General features: G+C 59.0%; 17 protein-coding genes and 3 pseudogenes. 9 read left to right on the top strand and 11 right to left on the bottom strand.

The window, feature by feature from the left end:
* Window positions 1-182: 182 nt before the first annotated feature.
* The 10 genes from CTP10_RS35040 to CTP10_RS34995 form a co-directional block, all read right to left on the bottom strand.
* Complete coding sequence (locus tag CTP10_RS35040) at window positions 183-563, bottom strand: VOC family protein (protein WP_116322748.1); 381 nt, start codon at window positions 561-563, stop codon at window positions 183-185.
* A gap of 92 nt (window positions 564-655) precedes the next feature.
* Window positions 656-1,576 (bottom strand): S-formylglutathione hydrolase, encoded by a 921-nt coding sequence (gene fghA, locus CTP10_RS35035; protein ID WP_116322749.1) that lies wholly within the window; start codon window positions 1,574-1,576, stop codon window positions 656-658.
* Between the two features lie 11 nt (window positions 1,577-1,587).
* Window positions 1,588-2,694, bottom strand: a complete 1,107-nt coding sequence (locus CTP10_RS35030) for an S-(hydroxymethyl)glutathione dehydrogenase/class III alcohol dehydrogenase (RefSeq protein WP_116322750.1) — start codon at window positions 2,692-2,694, stop codon at window positions 1,588-1,590.
* Window positions 2,695-2,731: 37 nt separating this feature from the next.
* Entirely contained in the window at window positions 2,732-3,454 is a 723-nt protein-coding gene (locus CTP10_RS35025; RefSeq protein WP_116322751.1) for an enoyl-CoA hydratase/isomerase family protein, read from the bottom strand.
* On the bottom strand, window positions 3,439-4,632 hold the full coding sequence (locus tag CTP10_RS35020) for a CaiB/BaiF CoA transferase family protein (RefSeq protein WP_116322752.1): 1,194 nt from the start codon (window positions 4,630-4,632) through the stop codon (window positions 3,439-3,441). The genes CTP10_RS35025 and CTP10_RS35020 overlap by 16 nt, the downstream gene beginning before the upstream one ends.
* Before the next feature lie 70 nt (window positions 4,633-4,702).
* A complete protein-coding gene (locus CTP10_RS35015) occupies window positions 4,703-6,106 on the bottom strand; it encodes a short-chain fatty acid transporter (RefSeq protein ID WP_233528360.1) in 1,404 nt (467 codons plus the stop codon).
* Between the two features lie 65 nt (window positions 6,107-6,171).
* Complete coding sequence (locus CTP10_RS35010; protein ID WP_116322753.1) at window positions 6,172-7,281, bottom strand: Rieske 2Fe-2S domain-containing protein; 1,110 nt, start codon at window positions 7,279-7,281, stop codon at window positions 6,172-6,174.
* A gap of 51 nt (window positions 7,282-7,332) precedes the next feature.
* Complete coding sequence (locus tag CTP10_RS35005) at window positions 7,333-8,346, bottom strand: PDR/VanB family oxidoreductase (protein ID WP_116322754.1); 1,014 nt, start codon at window positions 8,344-8,346, stop codon at window positions 7,333-7,335.
* A gap of 197 nt (window positions 8,347-8,543) precedes the next feature.
* Complete coding sequence (locus tag CTP10_RS35000; RefSeq protein WP_116322755.1) at window positions 8,544-9,431, bottom strand: LysR family transcriptional regulator; 888 nt, start codon at window positions 9,429-9,431, stop codon at window positions 8,544-8,546.
* A 382-nt stretch (window positions 9,432-9,813) separates the two neighbouring features.
* Entirely contained in the window at window positions 9,814-10,695 is an 882-nt protein-coding gene (locus CTP10_RS34995; RefSeq protein ID WP_116322756.1) for a LysR family transcriptional regulator, read from the bottom strand.
* A gap of 883 nt (window positions 10,696-11,578) precedes the next feature.
* Here CTP10_RS34995 and CTP10_RS34990 point away from each other — a divergent pair.
* The 8 genes and pseudogenes from CTP10_RS34990 (at window position 11,579) to CTP10_RS41455 (ending at window position 20,194) form a co-directional block, all read left to right on the top strand.
* On the top strand, window positions 11,579-12,079 hold the full coding sequence (locus CTP10_RS34990) for a flavin reductase family protein (protein WP_116322757.1): 501 nt from the start codon (window positions 11,579-11,581) through the stop codon (window positions 12,077-12,079).
* Window positions 12,080-12,174: 95 nt separating this feature from the next.
* Complete coding sequence (locus tag CTP10_RS34985) at window positions 12,175-13,536, top strand: LLM class flavin-dependent oxidoreductase (RefSeq protein WP_116322758.1); 1,362 nt, start codon at window positions 12,175-12,177, stop codon at window positions 13,534-13,536.
* Between the two features lie 85 nt (window positions 13,537-13,621).
* Complete coding sequence (locus CTP10_RS34980; protein WP_116322793.1) at window positions 13,622-14,959, top strand: MFS transporter; 1,338 nt, start codon at window positions 13,622-13,624, stop codon at window positions 14,957-14,959.
* A gap of 77 nt (window positions 14,960-15,036) precedes the next feature.
* The gene (locus tag CTP10_RS34975; protein ID WP_116322759.1) at window positions 15,037-16,509 is read left to right on the top strand and encodes an NAD-dependent succinate-semialdehyde dehydrogenase; all 1,473 of its coding nucleotides are present in this window, start codon (window positions 15,037-15,039) and stop codon (window positions 16,507-16,509) included.
* 195 nt (window positions 16,510-16,704) lie between these two features.
* Window positions 16,705-17,310 (top strand): annotated as a pseudogene (ribB, locus tag CTP10_RS34970) (3,4-dihydroxy-2-butanone-4-phosphate synthase); the annotation flags it as partial.
* A 68-nt stretch (window positions 17,311-17,378) separates the two neighbouring features.
* Entirely contained in the window at window positions 17,379-18,590 is a 1,212-nt protein-coding gene (locus CTP10_RS34965) for an MFS transporter (protein WP_116322761.1), read from the top strand.
* 294 nt (window positions 18,591-18,884) lie between these two features.
* A complete protein-coding gene (locus tag CTP10_RS34960) occupies window positions 18,885-19,499 on the top strand; it encodes a plasmid pRiA4b ORF-3 family protein (RefSeq protein WP_116322762.1) in 615 nt (204 codons plus the stop codon).
* Between the two features lie 389 nt (window positions 19,500-19,888).
* The gene (locus CTP10_RS41455) at window positions 19,889-20,194 is read left to right on the top strand and encodes a hypothetical protein (RefSeq protein ID WP_442875268.1); all 306 of its coding nucleotides are present in this window, start codon (window positions 19,889-19,891) and stop codon (window positions 20,192-20,194) included.
* Here CTP10_RS41455 and CTP10_RS41450 read toward each other — a convergent pair.
* Window positions 20,170-20,352, bottom strand: a pseudogene (locus CTP10_RS41450) (Tn3 family transposase); the annotation flags it as partial. The gene CTP10_RS41455 and the pseudogene CTP10_RS41450 overlap by 25 nt on opposite strands.
* Between CTP10_RS41450 and CTP10_RS34945 the strand changes: the two are divergent.
* A pseudogene (locus tag CTP10_RS34945) lies at window positions 20,352-20,570 on the top strand (ISKra4-like element ISBte1 family transposase); the annotation flags it as partial. The pseudogenes CTP10_RS41450 and CTP10_RS34945 overlap by 1 nt on opposite strands.
* Between the last annotated feature and the right edge of the window lie 162 nt (window positions 20,571-20,732).

Here is a 20,732-nt window from a genome sequence, read left to right as displayed (position 1 = left end):
ACCGCCAGATTTCGCACGCAAAGTACGATGACCCCATCAGTAGCCTCCCCTAAAATAATAGAATCGTGCGGCGCCGAAGATGGCACGCCGCACGATCACGCTCTAGAGTGGTTCAGCCATGCGACGAGAGCCGATACGGTAAATCCTTTCGCCGCATAAAGGGGCTCGCAGCATTGACTGGCTTACGCTGGATCGAAGCAATAAGTGCAAATCTTGTTGCCATCGGGGTCCCTCACATATGCCGCATAAGCGGTAGGGGTAAAATTCCGGGGGCCGGGTGCGCCTTCATCCCGCGCACCCTTACCGATTGCGGCCTCATGGAAGGCATGGACCGCGGAGCGATTGGGCGCGGCAAAGCTGACAGTACCTCCATTGGCATACGTGGATGGCAGGCCGTTCCCTGGCTTGGTGACCATGAACTCCGGACCGTCTACGCCCCATAGCGAGGCCGTGTCCAGATTCATGACGCGCGTGATGCCAAGCGTACCAAGCACGTCGTCATAGAATGCGCGGGCACGCTCCAGGTCATTGGTGCCGATAACAATGTGGGTAAAGATTGCCATAATTAAACCTCCTTTGAGGCAAGTGAGGGGCGGGATGTGGCAGGGCGATGCGATGGCAAGCATTCGGTTACAGCGCAGCAGCTTGGATCGCACTAAGCTGGAATCAAGGGATTTTCTTCTGATGGAGCATCCCAGGTCGCAGAGATGGTCAACAACGGTCGGCGTGAACCATCTAGGACGCTTCCATGGAAGCGAATGTGATCCGCTATGAAGGAAGCGATAAAGTAGTAGCCGTGATCGTAGCCTTCATGCCGTCGGAGAATGAGGCGTTGACCAACGTGGGCGCAGGCCTCTGCAAACGCGTCAGGTAGAAGTTGCTCGTGCAGATACTGATCTGATAGTCCTTGGTCTATCAGGATTCCGTCCGAAAAGGGTGGATGGATCTGTTTCCGCATCAGCGCAGTAGCATCATGATCTGCCCAGGCACTCTTGTTGTCGCCGAGGTAGCCGGCAAACGCCTTTGCTCCCCACGGGCAGCGCGACGGCGCGGCGATCGGCGCGAAGGCCGACACCGAACGGAAGCGCTCGGGATGGCGCTGCGCCAGCACCAGAGCGCCATGGCCGCCCATCGAGTGGCCGAAAATCCCCACGCGGTCAGCATCGCCGGGCAGCGCGGTGGTGACGAGGTCGAACAGTTCGTCGGTAACGTAGCTCTCCATGCGCCAGTGCCTGCTCCACGGCGCACGGGTGGCGTCGAGGTAGAAGCCCGCTCCCACGCCGAAGTCCCACGTATCGGCCTCGCCCGGCTCGCCCGCGCCGCGCGGGCTGGTGTCGGGCGCCACCAGCATCAGGCCGTGCTCGGCGGCAAAGCGCTGCGCCCCGGCTTTGATCATGAAGGTCTCTTCGGTGCAGGTCAGGCCGGCCAGGTAGAACAGCACCGGTACCTTCGCGCCGCCCTGCGCATGCGGCGGCAGGAACACCGAGAACCGCATCGGTAGCCCGATCGCCGCCGAGTCATGGCGGTAGAAGCGCTGCACGCCGCCATGGCAACCATGTTGCGAGATCAGTTCCATCATGGCGCGCCTCAGTACAACACGACCGAGCGGATCGACTCACCGCGCTTCATCAGGTCGAAGCCTTCGTTGATGCGCTCCAGCGGCAGCGTGTGCGTGATCAGGTCGTCGATGTTGAGCTTGCCTTCCATGTACCAGTCGACGATCTTCGGCACGTCGGTGCGGCCACGCGCGCCACCGAAGGCCGAGCCTTTCCACTCGCGGCCGGTCACCAGTTGGAACGGACGCGTCGAGATCTCGGCGCCGGCGTCGGCCACGCCGATGATGATGGACTTGCCCCAGCCCTTGTGGCAGCACTCCAGCGCCTGGCGCATGACTTGCGTGTTGCCGATGCATTCGAATGAGTAGTCCGCGCCGCCGTCTGTAAGCTGGAGGATATGGTCGACGACGTTTTCCACTTCCTTCGGGTTGACGAAATGCGTCATGCCGAACTTGCGCGCCATCGCTTGGCGCTCGGGGTTCAGGTCCACGCCGATGATCTTGTCGGCGCCCACCATCTTCGCGCCCTGGATCACGTTCAGGCCAATGCCGCCGAGGCCGAACACCACCACATTGGCGCCGGCTTCCACCTTGGCGGTGAACAGCACTGCGCCCACGCCAGTGGTCACGCCGCAGCCGATGTAGCAGACCTTGTCGAACGGCGCATCGGGGCGGATCTTCGCCAGCGCGATCTCCGGCACCACGATATGGTTGGCAAAGGTCGACGTGCCCATGTAGTGGAAGATCGGCTTGCCGTCGATCGAAAAGCGCGAGGTGCCGTCCGGCATCAGGCCCTTGCCCTGGGTCGAACGGATCGCCTGGCACAGGTTGGTCTTGCGCGACAGGCAGAACTTGCACTGGCGGCATTCCGGCGTGTACAGCGGGATCACGTGGTCGCCGGGCTTGAGCGAGGTCACGCCGGGGCCGACATCGGTGACGATGCCCGCGCCTTCATGGCCCAGGATCGCCGGGAAGATCCCTTCCGGGTCGGCGCCGGACAGCGTGTAGTAGTCGGTGTGGCAGATGCCGGTGGCCTTCATTTCCACCAGCACTTCCCCGGCGCGCGGGCCGTCCAGGTCCACGTCTTCGATGGTCAGCCGGGCGCCGGCTTCCCAGGCGATTGCAGCTTTCGTCTTCATAAGTGTCGCGTGTCTACAGTTTCAAAATGGAGCGGGTCTATCGACCAAGGTACTGCTCGATGCGGCGCCGCAATCCTGGCTCCGCGGCCGATCTGACCAATGCCGCCATGTCGATATCCGCTGTCGATTGATGCACCGCTGTGTATAGGCTTTGCTGCGCGCGGTAGGAAAGCATGGCCACCTCCTTGAGGTCACGTGCGAAGATGGCAGTCCAGTCATCCTGCTCGGTGATGCGAGAAACCAGACCAATCTGGCTGGCTTCATCGGCGGAAATCTCGCGCACGGTTTGGAGAATTTCACGGGCCCGTTCGGCGCCGACGAGTGCGGCGAAACGCCGTGTTCCAAGCACCAGATCAAACAGCAGACCGGGCATGCGGAATTTTGCGTCCGACGTGGCATAACGTCTTTTGCAGACGGCGAAAAGATCGACGCCGGCGCCAAAGTTCTTGCCATGCGCGTACGCTACGGTCATGCAGCGGGAGTACGCAATCAGTTGCAGCAGCGTTTCGATCCTGACCAGCCGTAGGAGAAGGCTCGCGTCCGTTGCCTGGCCGAGGTTGCCCAGGTCGAAGCCCGCGCAGAAGTTGCGTCCCATACCACGAAAGGCGATAAGTCTGACATGCCCATCGGCGTGAGCCAGTTGGATCGCCTCGATCAATGCTTCCACGAGTTCTGGACACAAGGCATTCAACTTGTCGGGTCGATTCAGCGTGAGCGTGACAGAATCGCCGTCCCGATTAACGATCAGGGTGTCATGCATTGCGTGATCTCCTCACTGGATACTTCGGCTACACCTAGAATCGTCGCGTTGTGTTCTCCCAGCGCCGGTGGGGCACTGCGGATCGGCAGGTTGAGTCCGGACATGCGAATCGGTGAGGCAAAGGTGCGGGTTTCCACCCCATTGGGCAGCGTGAGGGGTTGGACCCACTGCATGTACTCGACCTGTTCGTCGGTCAGCACGTCGGAGTAGCTGTTGATCGGCGCGCACGGCACGCCGGCCGCCCGGAAGCGCTCCAGCCACGTCGCAGCGTCTTCCCGAATGAACTCGGCCTCCAGCAGCGTGCGAAGTTCCACCTGATGTTTGGCCCGCAGCATGGGACTGGTGAAGCGGCCATCAGCCAGCCACTCGTCGCGCGACATGGCGCTACATACCGAGCCCCACAGCGCGTTGTTACCAGCCGCCATGCCAAAGTAGCCATCGCGGCAGGCAAACACCTGATAGGGGGCATTGCGGGGGTGGGCGCTGCCCAGTTTGACCGGATCGCGGTCACTGCCGAAGAACTCAGACGTCTGCAATGCAGCAATGCCAAGCGTGGCACCGAGCATGGAGATATCAACGTGCGTTCCCTTACAGGTTGCGCTTGCCTGTTGGAGCGCGCAGACGATTGCAAATGCGGCATAGAGACCGGCCGAAAAATCCGCGATCGGTACCCCGCACTTCACGGGCGGGCCGCCTGGCTCGCCTGTCACGCTCATGATGCCGCTCATGGCCTGCAAGGTCAGGTCAAAGCCGCCTTCGCTGGCGCGCGGGCCAGTCTGGCCGTAGGCGGAGATCGAGCAGTAGACCAGTTGCGGATTGCGTTCGCGCAAAGCTTCGTACCCCAGCCCCAGTCGATCCATGACACCGGGCCGGTTGTTCTCGACGAGGATATCCGCCGTGTCGATCAGATCCAGTGCCCGCGCAAGGTCGTCCGGAGCCTTAAGATCGAGTGTCACCGACCGCTTGTTCCGATTCAGGGAAGCGAAGTTCTCGCTGTAGCCGGCCGAAATGGGTGGCCAGCTACGCAATGTATCGCCGCCTTCTGGATGTTCGATCTTGATGACCTCGGCGCCCATGTCGGCGAGCAGCATGGCGCAATAGGGGCCCGCAGCCACATTGCAGATCTCGATCACCCGGACGCCTTCCAGTGGAAGGGTGGGTTGTCTTGGTTTAGTCATCGTTGAATCCTGGAGTGGATTGAAGAGTGAAGCCGGCGGAATTAGCTGCCGTTCCGCCGGAGAGCATCGGTCAGGCGCTGATATGCGGCACGACCAGCAGGTACAGCAATCCGAAGAAGGTCCCTGCGGTGATGAAGCTGACCAACGTGAAACCCAGCACCCGCTGCACACCAACGCCAGCGATGGCGACGACGGGAATGGCCCAGAAGGGCTGCAGCAGACTGCCGGCCAATTCACCCGCGGCGACGGCCATCGAGGTGCCCGCCAGGGTTGAGCCAAGTTGTTGTGCGGCCGGGATCGTGAAGGGGCCTTGCACGGCCCAGTGACCACCACCGCTGGGAATGAAGATGGTGATGATGATGGAGCCAAGATAGCTCCAGAACGGCAGCGTATCCGTCGAGGCGAAGCGGATGAACGATGCAGAAGCGACCTCCGCCAAGCCAGTTGCATGCATGATTCCCATGATGCCCCCGTAGAAGGGATATTGCAGCAGCATGGGACCGGTCACCTTCGCCGCTTCCGTCACTGCGTGAACATAGGCGCCAGCGCTTCCGTGCAGGCACAGCCCGGCGAGCAAGAAGATGAAGATGACAGTGTTGATATCCAGGTGAATGCCACTCGCGCTCCAGTGCTGCACGAGATAAGCTGCCCCTGCCACCACAAACACTAGCGAGCACAGCCGCGACCTTTCCAGCAAGCCGGCGAGGCAGTCCCGCCGCTTGGGAGCAGAGACGGCGGCTTCGCTGGCCTCGATTGCCTTTGGATCGGCGGCGATTGTGTCGCTGTCCGACGGGCGCATCATCATGAACACCAGTGGCAACAGCAGCGTGGCGATGAGTCCCGCAGCCAGATTCCAGCCGGAGAACACTGTATGTGCCAGCGGTACGACGGCACGGGTGTGTTGCTCGACGATATTGAGCGGGTTCCCCGGTGTGGCAATGGACAGCGCAATCGAACTGGACATGCCGGTAAAGGCCCACAGAACCCAGGCGGTGTAGCCTGCAGCGACGAGCCAGGCGAAGTCGACGCGCACCCGCTTGGCAACTTCCTTGGCCAGCATCGCGCCGACTACAAGCCCGAACCCCCAGTTGAGGAACGTGGCGAAGGCACCCACGATCGAGACCAGCGCGACCGCTGAGAGGGGCCCGGTGGCGAGCATGGAGAGACGTTGCAAGCCGCTCCGGATGATTGGCGCACTGGCCAGGGCGTAGCCCGTGACCAGCACCAGTACCATCTGGAAAGCAAAGGTGAAAATCCCGAAAATTCCCTTGTACCAGCCGGACAGGATGTTGCTGACCGAGCCGCCGGGGGCAAAGACGGCTGCACAGGCCGCCGTCATCGCCGTCAGCAAGATCACGATCACAAACGGGTCAGGCATCAGACGCTCAAACAGATAGACGCACGACCCGATTGCGCGCTGCATCCATGTCTTCTGTGACAGGGGCCCGGACAGGGCGATTTCCTGTGCTTCCATGATTTGTCTCCTCACCAGAGGGTTGCGGGCCCGTATCGGGCCTCTGTAGTCAGTGGCGCTATGCTCTAGGCAGCGGCTTCGGCGGGCTGGGGATGGATGGGGATGATGGCCTTTTCTTCCTGGCGATCCTGCCGCTGCATGCCCATGAGGATCTGCCGGGCACGGCGCAGTGCCTTGTCCGTTTTCAGGAAGAGTTCGGAGTAGTCGTCGTCCGGATAGTCGAACATCTTCTGCTGCCGCTCCAGCGCCCATTGGTCCTGCGCGACCACTTCAGGGAACATCTCGGCCACTTTGTGGGCGGTGAGAATGCTGGTGTCGCTCAACGTCGTATGTCCCTTCGTGCAGGAGACATTCCAGCGCCACACCAGGTTGGCCTCATCCACGGGATAGTGCAAATGCAGGAGCGTGTAGCCGCGTTCCATCGCGGTGCCGAGCTGGCCTTCCGGTGCAACGCGCATTTCGACGCGGGTCAGGCCGGGACTCACCATGCAGTGCGTGTGCAGGCGCTCGACTTCATCGTAGTGGAACCACTCGCGCAGATAGGGAGGCTGTTGATAGCCGTGGACGTGGCGGATGGTCTTGACATAGTCGTAGCCCGCGACATTGCCTTCTTCGAGTTGCACGGGAATCAGGCTGTTCGCCTTGTCGCCGATATTGCCGTCATGGAGGGGATAGAAATGCGTGATATCGAGCAGGTTCTCGATCAGCAGTAGGTAGTTGGCCGGCACTTCCAGCGGCTGCGGCGAGCCGACCGCATCCTTGTCCGCGGAAGTCACTTCGGGCGTGCGAGGTGGCTCGATGTCGGCGGCAGCCTTCTGCTCGCCAGGCCATACCCACACTACGCCATCAGTTTCCCGTACTGGAATGACATGCAGACGGGCCTGCGGCGGAATCTTGCCCGGCTGCGACGGAATTTCCACGCACTGCCCGGTCGCGTCATAACAAAGGCCGTGGTACGCACATTCGAGACGACCGTCGTCAAGCAGCTTGCTCTGGGAGAGCGGGAAGCGCTTGTGACAGCAGCGATCGTCAAACGCGACCACCTCGCCATCGCTGGTACGCCACATGACGATGGGCTTGCCGGCAATCTTGAAGCCCTTAAGCTCCTGCGCGGGAAATTCCCGCGAGAAGCCGATCGGGTACCAACAATTCTTCACGAATTCGAACTTGCTCATTTCTATGGTCTCCTCGTCTTTTGGGGGATGCAGAACGCAGCGATCGCTCGCCTACAGGTCAAGGGTCAGGATTTCGCTTCGGGCGCGGCAGCAGCAGATCATGACGAACTCCTGCTGGTCGTCCTCGTCGAGGACGCTGTCACGATGGATGGGGTCACCGTGCAGATATCGCGTCATGCAGGTACCGCAGTAGCCTTCCTCGCAGGAGACGTCGACGTCGATTGCGTTTTCCCGCAGGATCTGGACGATCGTCTTCCCCGGCGGCACCGTGAAGGTCTTGCCGCAGCGGGCGAGGCAGATGTCGAACGGTGCATCCGCAGCGTCCGGCATTGCGCTGGCGGCCGCTTTGGGGGGCGAGAAGCGCTCGCAGTGCCGGGTGCCGGGCACCCAGTGCGCGGAGCTGGCATCGACGGCATCCATGAAGCGGGAGGGGCCGCAATAGTAGAGATGCGCACCCGCCGGCTGTTCGCGCAGGACTGCGCTCAGGTCCAGCCCGTTCGCGGGATTGCCGTCGTCATGGTGGACCACTGCAACGCAGGCTTTCATGAGCGGAAGTAGTTCCTCAAGAAAAGCCGTACGCTCCGGGGAGCGCGTGCAGTAATACAGTTGGAACGTGTTGCCCCGCGCTAGCGCGGCGGTCATCATGGAACGAATGGGGGTGATGCCGATACCACCGGCTACGAAGACGTGGTGCGTAGCCGCGCTCGCTAACGGAAAGTGATTGCGTGGCGCCGAGATCAGCAGGTGGTCTCCGGCGGTGAGCTGATGCATTCCCACCGAGCCGCCACGCCCCGCAGGATCCTTTAGCACCGCGACGACGTAGCGGCTGACATCGGTTGGATCGCTGCAAATCGAGTACTGGCGAATCAGGCCGGACGGGAGGAGTACGTCGATATGTGCGCCGGCGGAGAAAGCCGGCAATGGCGCGCCAGTCGGGTCTACCAACTCGAATGCGCGGATGTCGGCAGCGAGCTGGCTAATTGAACGGATCGAAACGGGGAACTTCCCAGTTGCTTTTGTCCCTGCAGGGATTGCGGCAGGCGGTCTTTCGACGATGAGGTCCATCGCGGTCTCCTGGAGGCTTACCCGACCGGCCGAGCGTGGCGGTGGGTCGTCTGTGATTTGTTACAAGCCTAGGAGTGGCGATAGTTTGATTCAAACGATATATTTTTGCTGTATCACATCGATTAATTTGATGTTTAAGATGGGGCCTTCACACCTCTTCTAGGGCAGACCAATTGTGCTGCATGCGGCGCAACTGGCTACTGCTTCCGGAATTCACTGACGTTCTGGGCGATTTCGGCGATGGCGCTGGGAAGGGAGTAGGTGTGTTCTGGGGATACGGCTGCGACAAACTCCACTGGATCAAATGGATTGGCAACCTCAATGATTTCCAGTAAGCCTTCCTCGAGTTGACGCTGGAAATTAGGCAGGGGCAGATAAGTCACCCCCATTCCTGCCATCGCCAGAGAGGCCGCGACTCCCATGCTCTTGCATCGTGCCAAGTAATGGCAATGCGCGTGATCGCGCAGGAACCATGCATCAATTGCCGCGCTATGGAACGACTGGGGCTTAAGCCCGATGATCGGATACTGGGCTAGTTGGGTCGGCGTATGGACGTCTCGTGCTGACACCAATCCCGGACTTGCCATCCAGGCAAACTCGACTGTCCCGAGCGAAATCGCGGAGACATCATGCATGCGCGTATGGCCGGGGGCGAGTACCAGGTCGAGTTCGCCCTGGGCGAGTGAATCCATCAGGTCGCTGGTGAGAGCCTCGTCGATCTCCAATCGTACCTGTGGATACTCCCTTGCGATCGTCTGGATTAGCGCGGGAAGCCAAGAGATGGAGACGACCTCCGCGACACCCATTCGGATGGTGCCACTCACGGAATCCGGAGCCGCAACACGATGAGAGAGCTCCGAGGACAGGTTCAGAATGCGCGTCGCATAGTCCAATACCTCACGCCCACGCGGGGTCAGCCGAGCCTTGCGCTGAGTTCTGTCAAAGAGTTCAACGCCCAGGCTCCGCTCCAACTCACGCAACCTCATTGAGACGGTGGATTGCGTTGCGCAAAGCCGTTCCGCGGCGGGCGCGAACCCATCGAGCTGAACAATCCAATAGAATGTTTCTAGTTGCTGTAAAGTCACGGAGGGCTGCTGGGAGTAAATCGGTTCTCATAGCATACAACCATTTGCTGCAGGGGTTTCGGAGATATGAGCAGGGGGCGTTTGCTACCGATTGCCCTTCCTGGCCGCAGTCAGGTCGAGTGGCCTTGTCAGCGGTCGTTACGACCCGCCACCACGCGCTTTTGGTCTTTGCAGGGAAACGGAATATTATCTGCCGCTAAATAATAAAATTATTTTTCCTTCAACTATTTTTTGTGAAACGGCAGATGAGCCAATGGCGAAAGGATTGGCTCGAAGGAGAGCGCTACGAGCGTCGAGGAAAAAAAGTCGCCCGTCACCAGCGCAACCGACGGTTCCTGGCTAAAATGCCGGCCGATGCTTTCATCACGCGGCCGTAGCTGGGTCAGTTGAACGAGCTCGAAACTTTGCATAACGAGGCGATTTCGGCAAAGAGTTTTGACGACGAGCGCTCTAAGTAGATCACCGTGAATGGCATATCTAGGCCCGGCGGATCGGTCGAAAGTTTTGCAAGCTCGCCCGAGGCTAGCGAGTCTGCAAAAATTCCATCGGGCAATAGGCTTATACCTACACCGGCGACTGTGAGCGACTTGACGGCGGCTAAACTGTTGCAAGACGTTCCGCGCTGCCGCTTCATGGTTGGCAGACCAAGCCATCGATTGGTTACTTGCGTGGTGAAAGAATCGGTGCCTTGGTAGATAATGGGAAGCTTGCGCAAGTCGCGGGCATTGAGGGTTCCTTCAGGCAACTCGAAAGTAGATCCGCACATCCAATAGAAATGCACATTTCCCAAATGTGAAGCACATAGCTCGGTGTCGGAAGTGGGCCCTGCGATAACGGCAATATCCAATTCTCCGCTTCGAATTCCCTCCAGAAGAAATGGATTGAGGCCGACGGCGAATTCTAAAAGTATGCCTGGATATTCTTTGCGAACCAGCTTTGCAAAGTGAGAGAGCCACGTCAATGCAACGAGTTCCGTAACGCCGACTCTTACTACCCCTGTCATTGAATTCGTAGATGCAATTTGTTCTTTGATCTCAGCGAACAAATCTGAAACCTGTTGCGCATACGCGATCAGGTCTCTACCTTTTGGCGTGAGGTGGACTTGCCGTTGCGAGCGGTCAAACAGTGCAACGCCAAGCGTTTCCTCCAGTTCCTGAATTCTGGCCGAGATAGTCGACTGCGTAACATGAAGGCGCTCCGCGGCGGCGGCAAAGCTTCCTAATTTTGCAATCGTCAGAAAACTTTCTAACTGCTTCGTGTTCACTTTAGCGTAATTCCGATGGGCTCATCAGCGAGCTTGGTTATTCGGCACACCTTGCAAAGTATCCGTCCTCAACACCTTGTCGCATCACCATTGCGTGCGATGCTAGATCAGGAACTCAGCATAGGCTTCCGTGATGGCGCGAGGGGAAGTACTTGGATGCGTCGCTGAACACACTGGACTTCGGAGTTCGGCTGCCGGACCTGAGCGAGACATCGACCTATACCCGAAGATCGTCGAGTATATAGAAAGGAATCTGAAGTGTACCGATCTATCGCTTGCGCTTCTAGCTCGGACGCATCTGTTTCGCCAAGGACAGTCCTGAGAGCTTTTGCACGCAAGCGGGAGACTGCGACGGGTGTCGTCTGGCAGCGGAGGCTACTTTTGGGTCGCCAGTCGATTCTTTGAGACGGGACTGCTTCGCCATGCAGGGCATGAATTGAACTGCGGGTACGTCGGTCGCTGGTGGCGCTTCATCGGACACATCGGCCATGAGCAATGGCCGAGCAACGACTACCGACGTCATGCCATTCTCAAAAATGGGACGACGGCGTCGGCGACTGTCGCCAAGCGCTGGTTCTTATTGGCCAAGGCATAGATGTTCCGCGCCTCCATCGGGACCTGGACGCTCGCCTATTGTCGACCGAAGAGATTGCCTTGGGGCCCGATGCCTGGACTGGACTGACCGGTGCGGCCGAGTTCGATGCCCGGCTGTGCCGTACCGGCTTACCCGGGACGAATGCACAAAAGATAACATTTCGGCTGTCGAAGGGGCGTATAAAAACCACGAGGCTTCGAAAAAATCGATCAATAAACGATGTTTTTTTTCGTTTGAATCGATTGGTGGGGTGTACCAGAATGACATCACACAGACAAGGAGACATTCATGGACACGCCCCCCAACACCAACACTGTCGATCTTCGCCGTTTCGCCGGTCGCTTTCCTACGGGAGTCGCGGTTATCACAACGCGAGACAGCGAGGGCAAGTCCCACGGCATTACGATGAGTGCCGTCACGTCCTTGTCCTTGACTCCGCCACTCTTCCTCATCTGCCTCAACAACTCGTCCAACACTCTCGGCGCCATCACACTCAGCGGCCACTTTTGCATCAACTTTCTGGCTTCTGAGCAAACCGACATCTGCAAGATCTTTGCCTCGAAGAGCGAGGAGAAATTTCAGAATGTCCACCATACGATCGGCGCCGTCGGCAGCCCGCTGATTGACGGGGCACTCGCTCAAGGTGAGTGCATTGTCGAAAATACCATCTCCGAAGGCGACCACACCATTGTCGTCGGTCGGCTCGAACGCACGCACGTCCACGACAAGGAACCGCTGGTGTACTACGGCGGACAGCTCACCGCTCTCGCTGAGCTCGAAGCAGCCTAATTCCGTTACGCGAAGGTCTTCCCCAATCACGCCCCAGAAATTTCGGGGCGGGGGAGACGCACATCCAAAAATATCACTCCATAGGGGATCATCAAATGAAAAAAGAGATTCGAATTAACGCATTCGATATGAATACGGGTGTGCACCAGTCCCAGGGTCTTTGGCGTCATCCTCGTGATCGCTCCTCCGAATACACCACCCTCAGATATTGGCAAGATCTGGCCAAAGTCCTCGAACGAGGAAAGTTTGATGGGATTTTTCTCGCAGATGTCACCGGCGTCTATGACGTCTACGGAAGCAACTGTGACGCGGCGCTGCGCAACGGAGTTCAGGTACCAAACTGTGATCCGTTCTTGCTCGTTCCGGCAATGGCCGCGGTTACGGAGCATCTTGGCTTCGGTGTAACCGGCGCGCTGTCGTACGAGCCGCCATATACCTTTGCGCGGAAGATGACGACGTTGGATCATCTCACGAACGGACGAGTGGGCTGGAACATTGTAACGGGCTACCTGAACAGTGCGGCAAAGGCTAGCGGCGTAACAAAGCAGACCGATCACGACACACGCTACGACATCGCCGAAGAGTACATGGAACTCATGTACAAGCTTTGGGAGGGTAGCTGGGAAGATGGCGCCGTGTGCCGGGATCGTGCACGCGGCATCTACGCCGATCCGTCGAAGGTGCATGCGGTCAACCACGACGGCGAGTACTTCCGCTTGAACGGTATCCATCTGTCTGAGCCGTCGCCCCAGCGAACCCCCGTTCTGTATCAAGCGGGGTCATCGCCCAAAGGTCAGGCGTTTGCCGGACGGCACGCCGAGTGTGTCTTCGTTAGCAGCCCCACAAAGCATGTGCTCACCAATACCGTCAAAACGATGCGGGCGGCAGCTGTTCAACAAGGACGTTGTCCCGAAGATCTCGTTGTTTTTGCCATGATGAACGTTATCGTGGGGCGCACCGATGAAGAAGCCCAGGAAAAGCTGCGCGAATACAAACAGTATGCCAGCTACGAAGGCGCGCTCACATTGATGTCCGGTTGGACCGGCATCGATTTCTCGTCGTGTGATCCCCAGGATGAGGTGAAGCATATTCGTAACGACAGCATGCATACCGCGATTGACCGCTTCACGATCGCTGACCCAAATCGCGTCTGGACTGTCGGTGAGGTTGCTGAGCACCTCGCTGTAGGAGGCTCTGGTCCCGTCATTGTGGGGTCCGTCAAGAAGGTAGCGGACGAACTCCAGCAGTGGATGGAGGAGACCGACATCGACGGATTCAACCTGGCCTACACAGTTGCTCCGGAAAGCATCAATGACTTCGTAGAGCTGGTCGTGCCGGAACTGCAGGCGCGGGGCGTCTACAAAACCGAATATACGCAGGGAACACTGCGAGAAAAGCTCTTCAAGGGCTCACCTCGTTTGGTCAGTCCACATCCCGGGGCTGAATACCAACGCTAAAAAATGGTCGTTGCGTAAGAGAAGGACGTGACGAGCGTCCTTCTCATGGATTTCGATTATTGCCGAACATTATAAAGAGATGATCATGGAGACAATCAATATTTCTACCGCCCCCGGTGCAGTGGATTTGTCAGCCCCTAGAGTCGATGACAGCAAACATACACTCGCGGATCGAAAGCGGTCCCTCAAGGCCGCCGCAGTTGGCAATATTCTCGAATGGTACGACTGGACTATCTACGGCACGTTCTCTGTCTATTTGGCAGCGAATTTCTTCAGTAAGTCGGATCCCACTTCTGCACTGCTGTCGACGCTTGCGATCTTCGCGGGTGGCTTCCTCGCGCGGCCCATCGGCGGCTTTGTTTTCGGCCGACTAGCGGATGGTAAAGGCAGGCGTCTTGCGCTGGTCACTACGATGGTGCTGCTTGCCGCGGCAAGCTTGGGCATTGCTTTGCTACCGAGTTATGCCGAGATTGGATCTTGGGCGTCGTTGGCCCTGTTTCTAATGCGCGTAATTCAGGGCTTTGCGCATGGCGGCGAATCCGGTGTGTCGTACGTGTATGTGGCCGAAATCGCGCCGAAAGAGAAGCGTGGTCTGTGGGCGAGTTCCGTCTACGTGAGCGTCATCCTCGGAGTGATGCTGGCGACCGGCGTCGCTGCCGCTCTCAGCGCCAATCTTTCGAGCGAGGAGATGAACTCCTGGGGGTGGAGAGTGGGATTTGGGATTGGCGCGGTCCTCGGCATCTATGCGTTGTTCATGCGGCGCAAGGCGGTTGAGACTGAGGCCTTCTCCGCGCTGCATAAGAAGCAAGCGAAAGGCGAGCAGAGCAAACCGCTGTCGAAAGGCGAAATCGCGAAGTTCACCATTCGCGTCATTGCGCTGAACGCGGCAATGAATGTTTGGTACTACATCTGGGTGGCCTTCGCTCCTGCGATGGCAATTGCAATCCATAAGATGGATGCAAAAGGTGCCTACGTGGCAAGTCTTTGCGCCCAGGCACTCACATTGCTTTTTCTGCCGATCTTCGGCGCGATGTCGGACCGCATTGGTCGTCGTCGGACGATGCTGATCTTCGCTTCGCTCATTGCTGTGATGGTGATCCCGATCCAGATGTTCCTGACCAATCAACCTTGGACGCTCTTCGTGGCGCAAGCCCTCGGGCTTGTCATATGGACTATCGGCGTCGCCCACTATCCGGCTTTGATGGCTGAGCTTGTTCCCGGGCGAGTGCGTGGAGTGGGTGTCGGCATTCTCACGTCGCTGGCAGTCGGTCTCTTTGGCGGCACAGCCCCCTATCTCAACACCTGGACACAGTCCATTGGGGCGAGCTGGCTGTTCCAAGCGTACATCATTGTGCTGGCGATCATTACGATCATTGCAGCGGTGTCCATGAAGGAAACGGCTGGTAGCGAGCTTAAGAGCTAATTTTTGCGTGGATGCACATGCCGCCCAGTCAAACGCAGCGACGGCATGTGCCACGTTTTCAAAGTCAGAGACAAGACATGAACAACTCGATTGCAAGCTTGCTGAAGTGCCCCGACCTCGTGCGTACGCAAGCATTTATCAATGGCGAGTGGACCGATGAAGCAGGCGGTGCCAAGATCAATATTGAGAATCCGGCCACCGGGGAGATAATCGCCACCGTTCCGAATCTTGGTGCCGACGCAGCAGAGCGCGCTGTAGAGGCTGCGCATGCGGCCTTGGCGAGATGGCGCTCCCTGCCCGCGAAAGAGCGAGCCCTTCGGCTCAAAGCATGGCACATGCTCGTGCTTCAGCACGAGGAAGATCTCGCCACGCTCCTTACCGCAGAGCAGGGCAAGCCGGCTGCCGAGGCTCTCAATGAAATTCGCTATGCGGCCTCGTTCATCGAGTGGTTTGCCGAGGAGGGCAAGCGAGTTTACGGAGACACTATTCCGAGTCACTCTCAGGACACCCGTTTCTTGGTTTTCCGGGAACCAGTTGGCGTGGTAGCGGCAATTACGCCATGGAACTTCCCTTCCGCGATGGTGACACGCAAGCTTGCTCCGGCGCTGGCCGCAGGCTGCACGGTCGTCTTGAAGCCTTCCGATGTCACGCCCTTATCCGCGTTGGCCTTGGTGTTCCTTGCGCAGGAGGCCGGGATCCCGAAGGGCGTCATCAACGTCGTCACGGGCGGCCCGGCAGCGATCGGCTCAGTGCTTACCGGCCATGCTCTGGTGAGAAAGCTCACGTTCACCGGATCGACAGCGGTTGGAAAAATGCTCACTGCCGCTTGTGCCGCGACCATGAAGAAGGTTTCGATGGAACTGGGCGGGAACGCACCCTTCATCGTTTTCGACGACGCCGACATTGACCTCGCTGTGACGGAAGCGATCGCAGCAAAGTTTCGCAATGCAGGGCAGACCTGCGTATGTGCTAACCGGATTTTCGTCCAGGACGCCATCTACGATGATTTTGTGGAGAAGCTCACGGTCAGAGTGAGTGCCCTTCGTCTTGGCAATGGGCTGCTCGGACCAGCGGACCAAGGCCCTCTCATCGACCAGCGGGCAATAGAAAAGGTGACGTCCCATGTCGCGGATGCGGTAGAACGCGGCGCTCGTGTAACCACGGGCGGAAGCCGTGCTCCAGGGCCGGGTAACTTTTTCTTGCCCACCGTTCTAGCTGATGTCCCGGCCGAGGCGCTGATCAACTCCGAAGAAACGTTTGGACCCGTCGCTCCCATCACGCGATTTGACACGGAGGAGGATGTGATCCGCGCCGCCAATGCCACTACGGCGGGCTTGGCTGCCTACGCCTTCACGCGAGACTTGAAGCGCTTTTGGCGGGTTTCTGGCCAACTCGAGTATGGCATGGTGGGGATCAACACCGGCCGGATTTCCACCGAGGTTGCGCCTTTCGGCGGCATCAAAGAGTCCGGGGTGGGTCGCGAAGGCTCGAAGTACGGCATCGACGACTACACCGAACTGAAATATGTCTGTATCGGCGGCCTCGATTGACTGTTAGGTCCTTGCTGTACGCCGCGCCTACGCCCTCGTCTATGTCTGTGAAGGTCGCGGCGGACGGAAATCCTCCCCGCTGGTGTGTGAGATCCGTCGGGAAGTCATACGATTCGCTTCGAGGCAGATTGCCGAGGTCTTCATTGTGCTTGTGAATCTCGGTCGCTTCCTCCGCGGGCGTGTATGGAGTTGATCATGAAGAATGCACCAATCGAAAAAATAGTATCCGAATTTCGGGCCGGCGCCTTAGTGGTGGTTACCGACGATGCGGATCGTGAGAATGAAGGCGACCTCATCGTAGCCGCTTCTCATTGCACCCCCGGCATTATGGCGTTCATCATTCGTCATACATCGGGGATTGTATGCGCGCCTCTTAGCGAGGAGAGGGCTGTAGAGTTGGATCTTCCGCTGATGGTGCAACACAACGAAGATCCACATCACACAGCGTTTACCGTTTCGGTCGACGCTACGGCCGGTGTCACCACCGGGATCTCCGCGACGGAGCGCTGCAATACTGTCAACGCGTTGGCCTCTAGCATGGAGCCGGCGGACTTTGTACGCCCTGGCCATATCTTTCCATTGATCGCCAAGTCGGGTGGTGTCTTGGAAAGGCGTGGCCACACTGAGGCGGCGGTGGACCTCTGCCGACTTGCCGGCCTACCGGAGGTAGCAGTGATTTCGGAGTTGGTGAACGACGACGGCAGCGTGATGAAAGGTGCTGAGATTGCGAACTTTGCAGGCCGGTTTGGTCTCCGTACCATGTCTATCGCTGACTTGGTTAGGTATCGAGCGGAGGCCGAGGGTGATGATTTCATCCTCGCGAGAGGAGCGGCACCGCAAGTGTATGCAGCTAGTTCGGATCTGCAGCAATGAAGCTGCTCAGTCCGAATCCTAAAGCGGTTATCGTCGTCGGCCAGCTGTTGGGCACGTCGCTCTGGTTCAGTCCAAACAGCGCTGTCGAAAGCCTTTCGTATGCTTGGAATCTAACTACGGCACAATTCGGGCAATTGACGAGTTGTACTCAATTCGGGTTCATCATCGGAACGTTAGTGCTTGCCGTCACCGGTTTGGCAGATCGCTTTTCAGCAAGCCGGATATTCGCTATCGCTAGCGTCCTGGGAGCACTCTTCAATGGAGTTTTCGCGCTGGGGGCGAGTGACCTTGGCGACGCGATGGTCGTTCGGTTCTTGGTCGGTCTCTGTCTCGCGGGGATTTACCCGCTTGGCATGAAAATGATCATCGGATGGACTCGGGGTAACGCCGGGTCGGCCTTGGGACAACTTGTGGCGATGCTGACACTGGGTTCGGCACTGCCGCACCTCGTGCGCGCCGCCGGGGGAGGCTTGCCTTGGCAACTGGTAGTGCTCACCTCCAGCGCATTGGCAGTGTTAGGCGGGCTTGCCGTTCTGGCGCTGGGAGACGGCCCGTTCCTCCCACCCCGACGCGTAGGGAGGCTCTCCTGGGGCGCCTCCATCGGAGCGTTCCGAAGCCGCTCCTTTCGCGCCGCAGCGTGCGGCTATTTCGGGCACATGTGGGAGCTTTACGCGTTTTGGACGCTAGTCCCCTTCTTTGTCGCGGATGCTTTGAAAGGCAGCGATGTAGAGCGAGGTGTTTCGGGCTATGTACCTGCCGTGGCATTCATGGTTATAGCTGTCGGTGCCTTCGGCTGCCTGCTCGCTGGCCGCTTGAGCAATAGGTTTGGGAGCCAGTCCGTCGCTGCCACCGCGCTGGCTGTCTCGGGGATCATGTGTATCGTCTACCCCCTCATCCGACCCTACGGAGCAGTGGTAAGCCTTATCGCACTGTTGGTCTGGGGAATCGCCGTTATTGCGGATTCCGCGCAGTTTTCAGCAGCCTCTGCCCAGGCCTGCCCGCCCGAGCTTGTTGGCGGTGCGCTTGCGATTCAGAACAGTTTCGGTTTTGCGATAACCATTGTCTCAATCATGTTGGTCACGTCGAGCTTTCCGTCGCAAGGCATCTATGTGGCGTGGTACCTGGCTCCAGGACCGCTAGTGGGATTGTTGTTCCTCCTCCCTTCTCTGCGTGCCGCCAAAGGCCAACCATCTTCCTCGACCGCTTGAGTCGAACTGCTTGACGCCTTGTTCGTCCTGATTGGGAATCCGCCTGCGAGTGGAGGTCTGTCCGAATGCTGAGTGTCTTACCGCCGAGTCGCGATTGTCTAGCCCGCCTTGGGCCGCAGTCGCGACAAAGATGTGCCCACCAAAGGTGGTTAGCCGAGTGGTCGTGAGTCAGAAATGGTCTAAGGCCCGCCCGGCCTTTGCAAGCCCCTTCGAATGCCGACGCCCGAGTAGGAGAGCGCTCCAAATCGGGGCAAACCACCGAACCGCTGCCGAGAGGCCAATGAGGCACCTACAATGCGCGCATGGCTTGCGATCCGGGGCCGGCGATCTCCGTCCTTCAACTTCGAAGCTCTGCGCGGCTTGAGCCCGCCGGTTTGGCGGCGCGGCCTCGTTCCCGAGCACTTGACGCTCGGACAATTGCACCATGTCATTCAGGGCGTCATGGGCTGGGCCGACGAACATCTGCACACGTTCAGCATTCGTGGCAAGCGTTACGGCGCAGCTCAGGAGGGCGTCTTGCAGTTCAGCACAGTGGCAAACGAACTGCCGCTGACCGCGTTTCATCTCCGCGAACACGAAGGCTTCGTCTATGTGTATGACTTCAACGCGTGGTGGCGCCACGAGATACGCATGGAGCGGCGTATGTTGCGGTACCAGCCTGGGCAGTTGCCCCGTTGCGTGGCGGGTTGCGGGCCATGCCCGCCCGAGGACATGGGCGGGATCGAGAAGTATCTGGAGGCCAGGGACGAACGCAGTGGGTATGAGTTCTTCGATTGGCTCGAGTCGCTGCGCGAGGAGCGAATCGTGTTGGAAGACCTACGCGATGAGGTCGACGGGTGGCTGACTTGGCTGGGTCGTCGCTTTGACCGTCAGATCGTCAATGATCGGTTGCGAGAACTCGAGGGGTAGACTGGTCGCCGCAGCTTCAAAGGGAGGAGGGCGGCCATGCGTATCAGCTTGCAACTTGTAGTGCAGGACGATGGAGGCGCGCCAGCCACCGTCACCGAGATTGCCCAGTTCGAGAGAGATGGCCTGGATGTGGGCTCACTGGGCCTGCATCTGGAGGAGGCGAAATCATTGCTGGGCCGGCTGCAGCGCACGATGGTCACGGCCAGGTTGCCGAGGCAGTTGCCCGGACCAGCGTTTGTCCCACGTGCGGGGTGCCGTTGGCTTGCAAAGGCCACCATCACTTGGTCTTCCGGAGCGCATTCGGGCGGCTGTCGATTGACAGTCCGAGGCTGTACCCCTGCCGGCAGTGCCTGGGCGACGCACCTAGCTTCAGTCCGGTCGCTAACTGCTTGCCTGAGCGGGTCAGTCCCGAACTCCAGTATCTCGAGGTGAAGTTTGCAGCGTTGATGTCGTATGGTCTGACCGTCAACGTTTTGCAAGAGGAATTGCCGCTCGATCATGTGCTGGGAGGCAGCTCAGAAGCCGCCGTCAATGCCAACCGCGCGGACCGGACTGGGCTCGGGGATCTCGGGCGAGCGAACGCTCGCCTCCACCTCCCCCTGCTGCCGCGCGTCGGTGGCCTGTTCCGCTTCCAGCCGGCGAGCCAGCGTGGTGACCTGGCGCCGGATTGGAAGTGGCGGAACACCGCGATGTAGTTGTCGGCCACATGCCGGTAGGCCACGGCACCCATGCGGCGGTAACGGAAATGCATGCCGATCAAAAGGTTTTGCTTGTAGACGTCGTACTGAGTGCCATCGGCGGCCACCTTCTTGCCTTTGCCCCACAGCTTCGGCAAATCAAGACGCAGATACACGACATGGCGAGCCCATTGCATCAGGTTTTGTCGAGTCAGCCGTCAACCAGGTGGTCAGCAAGCGGTTCGTCAAACGGCAGCAGATGGCTTGGCGGCCTCGGCACGCACACAACCTACTGCAAATCCGGACCGCGGTGCTCAATAACCAGCTTCGGTCTTACGTTGAACGCTGGTATCCCTCCATCACCGGAGAAGAAGACCACCGACTTGCCGCTTAGTCAGCCCCCGGTTTGGAGCGGTCTCCTATCTGCTTACCGTCTTTGCCATGGGTTGCAACCTGGCCCCAACCAGGCGGCGCGGCACTTGTCGAACGGCGTGACGCCACATCAACTGTCGTACGTGAATCAGCGGCACATGGGACTGGAGCAGCTGGACAGTGC

It is taken from the genome of Cupriavidus sp. P-10, from assembly GCF_003402535.2.
In the GTDB taxonomy this organism is placed as follows: domain Bacteria; phylum Pseudomonadota; class Gammaproteobacteria; order Burkholderiales; family Burkholderiaceae; genus Cupriavidus.
Note: the sequence above shows the minus strand (reverse complement) of the source record. Positions and strands in the feature narration are given on the sequence as shown.

Coding starts and splice junctions, on each gene's coding strand:
- CTP10_RS34965 (WP_116322761.1), top strand. CDS start 17,379: ATGAAGCTGCTCAGTCCGAATCCTAAAGCGGTTATCGTCGTCGGCCAG.
- CTP10_RS34980 (WP_116322793.1), top strand. CDS start 13,622: ATGGAGACAATCAATATTTCTACCGCCCCCGGTGCAGTGGATTTGTCA.
- CTP10_RS34990 (WP_116322757.1), top strand. CDS start 11,579: ATGGACACGCCCCCCAACACCAACACTGTCGATCTTCGCCGTTTCGCC.
- CTP10_RS34985 (WP_116322758.1), top strand. CDS start 12,175: ATGAAAAAAGAGATTCGAATTAACGCATTCGATATGAATACGGGTGTG.
- CTP10_RS35030 (WP_116322750.1), bottom strand. CDS start 2,694: ATGAAGACGAAAGCTGCAATCGCCTGGGAAGCCGGCGCCCGGCTGACC.
- CTP10_RS35025 (WP_116322751.1), bottom strand. CDS start 3,454: ATGCATGACACCCTGATCGTTAATCGGGACGGCGATTCTGTCACGCTC.
- CTP10_RS35015 (WP_233528360.1), bottom strand. CDS start 6,106: ATGGAAGCACAGGAAATCGCCCTGTCCGGGCCCCTGTCACAGAAGACA.
- CTP10_RS35010 (WP_116322753.1), bottom strand. CDS start 7,281: ATGAGCAAGTTCGAATTCGTGAAGAATTGTTGGTACCCGATCGGCTTC.
- CTP10_RS34960 (WP_116322762.1), top strand. CDS start 18,885: ATGCGCGCATGGCTTGCGATCCGGGGCCGGCGATCTCCGTCCTTCAAC.
- CTP10_RS34975 (WP_116322759.1), top strand. CDS start 15,037: ATGAACAACTCGATTGCAAGCTTGCTGAAGTGCCCCGACCTCGTGCGT.
- CTP10_RS35005 (WP_116322754.1), bottom strand. CDS start 8,346: ATGGACCTCATCGTCGAAAGACCGCCTGCCGCAATCCCTGCAGGGACA.
- CTP10_RS35040 (WP_116322748.1), bottom strand. CDS start 563: ATGGCAATCTTTACCCACATTGTTATCGGCACCAATGACCTGGAGCGT.
- CTP10_RS35020 (WP_116322752.1), bottom strand. CDS start 4,632: ATGACTAAACCAAGACAACCCACCCTTCCACTGGAAGGCGTCCGGGTG.
- fghA (WP_116322749.1), bottom strand. CDS start 1,576: ATGGAACTGATCTCGCAACATGGTTGCCATGGCGGCGTGCAGCGCTTC.